The 2,019-nt window shown below is 39.8% G+C and carries 2 protein-coding genes and 1 pseudogene; all 3 read left to right on the top strand.

Going from position 1 to position 2,019, the window contains the following annotated elements; translation table 11 throughout:
- Positions 1–1,084, top strand: a pseudogene (locus WFK35_RS22505) (type VI secretion system protein TssR domain-containing protein); the annotation flags it as partial.
- 92 nt (positions 1,085–1,176) lie between these two features.
- Positions 1,177–1,680, top strand: coding sequence for a DUF4280 domain-containing protein (locus WFK35_RS22500; protein WP_336734851.1), 504 nt, complete (start codon positions 1,177–1,179; stop codon positions 1,678–1,680).
- 21 nt (positions 1,681–1,701) lie between these two features.
- Positions 1,702–2,019: hypothetical protein (locus WFK35_RS22495; protein WP_336734848.1), on the top strand; the 318-nt coding region annotated here is incomplete at its 3' end.

Genomic DNA, 2,019 nt, shown 5'->3' with positions numbered 1-2,019 from the left:
AACCAATATCGTAATCACGGTGGGAACATCGTCCAGTCAGGGCGGAAATATGTATGGAGTCATCAATTCTCTAACGCAGGCTCAGGCGAGACTGATCATGTTCCAGACCAGTGCGAGATCATCTGATACCTACAATGATTTTGTTTTGATGGCAGAAAATGTGGTAACCAATACCGCAAAAAATATTGCTGAACTGAAGAAACAGAAAATTATTAATCAGAATGATGTTTTAACGAAAAATAATTTCAGCCTTATCGAAGGAGACGAAGGCTTTTTCTCACTCGATTATCCGAAGCAGAGTATGGCACAGGGATTTGTAATTTTTCCTAAAAAAGGAGATATCGCGAAGCCGGGTTATCTTAAAAAATCTGTCGACAGCCTGATTGCGCAGGTTACTCTTGATAATACGACTTTGGATAAATCTTTAAACGATTATTTCCATTCATCAGTAGGAGCAGGAAGAACGGATGTGGATGTAAAATACAAATATCTTTATCCGGGACTTACCAATCCCGTTCCGGCAGGAATTGCCGCACAGCTCATCAATTACGGAAATCCGTTTCTGGTGAAAGGTTATATTCCGAAAGAGCTGAAAGACTACAAACCCGGATTGGAAAAAGGAATTTTAATTTCTGAAAAAGAATTTGACAATTTAAAACTTTTCTACACGGAAGTTTATCAGAACACCGGAGCGGAAAGATCAGATTTCAGCCAGTCCAGAGCGATCAACGAGTACGTGAAACTGCTGAAAAAGTACAACCCCACTCTGAAATTCTTAGATAAAAGTGATCTTTACAAACAGCCGATGTCTTACTCCGTGGGAATAAGCACAGGTTTTGATAATTCTGATGAAGAACTGATGTCGAAATATATGCTGAAAGGCTGGAAAAAATCTAAAATTGTAACCAATGAAACGGTAAAAACCTATTTTAAACATTACAAAGATTTAGCCGACAGAATGTTGTCTCACAGAAATGATCCTGCGGTAAAAATCGAACAGAACGGACAGACTTTCTACTGGCTGAATGAATATTTCATGCCGACCATGATGCCTGTCGAGGAACCGGAATATACTCAACATTAATTCTTTATAAACAGAAAAGCGGAAAATATTTTTCTGCTTTTTTTATTTTTTAATGTAAATTTTTTATCTTTGGTTACCCAAATCACGTAAATATGTCACAGCAATCATCACCTCATGACGGCAAATATTTTGTTGTCCGGAAAGGTAAAGCCCAGTGTAATCAGGGTGATCAGTTTCCCCAGTACAAAGTTACTTCCCATCAGAAACATTTTTGGAACGATTCCGATGGTAATGCAGATTTTCTTGGCGTTACCGAAGACGATCTTCAGTTCAACCCATCCGGTCCCAGTTTTGGAAAATGCAGACGTAAACCTACTTCGGGAGGTTATCTGCCATGCTCTTACGCGCCTGCCGGAAAATGGCAGAAAACATACGACAAAGTAACCATTATGGGTAAAAAGATCGTCACTGAACTTTCTGAACTGCAATGTGTAATCGGAGGCAAAATTACCATTAAAGATCACGGACAGCGTGGAGAAATGAGTAAACAGAATGTGAAAAATGCGGATAATAAAACCGTTCAGCACATCAATCCTTTGGTGAAAATGCAGGATTTTAAAGAGACCGTTCTTGAAAGTGAAATCGATGCTTACTAATTAATTCAAAAAGAACGTTCTATGTCTAAAAAAGGAGTTTCAAAAATCTCGGGAAACCCAAGTCCGGTTGTTGGTGAAAAAACCACTTACATGGTTACAGACTGGTATCCCGCCACGTCCGCAGAAGAGAGAAATCCTGCTGGGGTTACCTGGGAACTTTTTAAAAAACGTCCCGACGGAAGTTATACGACAACCAACATCAAAAAAGTGGGGGACGGAAGTTTTACATTTGGAGAAGTTGCGGCTAAAAATACCTACCGTCTGGAAGCGTATCTTCATCAGCCGGAAGGGAAAGGAAGTACCACCATTGATATTACTCCGCAACAGGGAGAAGTTCCC

It is taken from the genome of Chryseobacterium sp. VD8 (assembly GCF_037149975.1).
Lineage (GTDB): Bacteria > Bacteroidota > Bacteroidia > Flavobacteriales > Weeksellaceae > Chryseobacterium > Chryseobacterium indicum.
The sequence above is the reverse complement of the archived record's forward strand: the minus strand, read 5'-3'. Positions and strand labels throughout refer to the sequence as shown.

Bases quoted from the DNA above. Each gene is read 5' to 3' on its own strand.
- WFK35_RS22500 (WP_336734851.1), top strand. From the start codon at position 1,177: ATGTCACAGCAATCATCACCTCATGACGGCAAATATTTTGTTGTCCGG.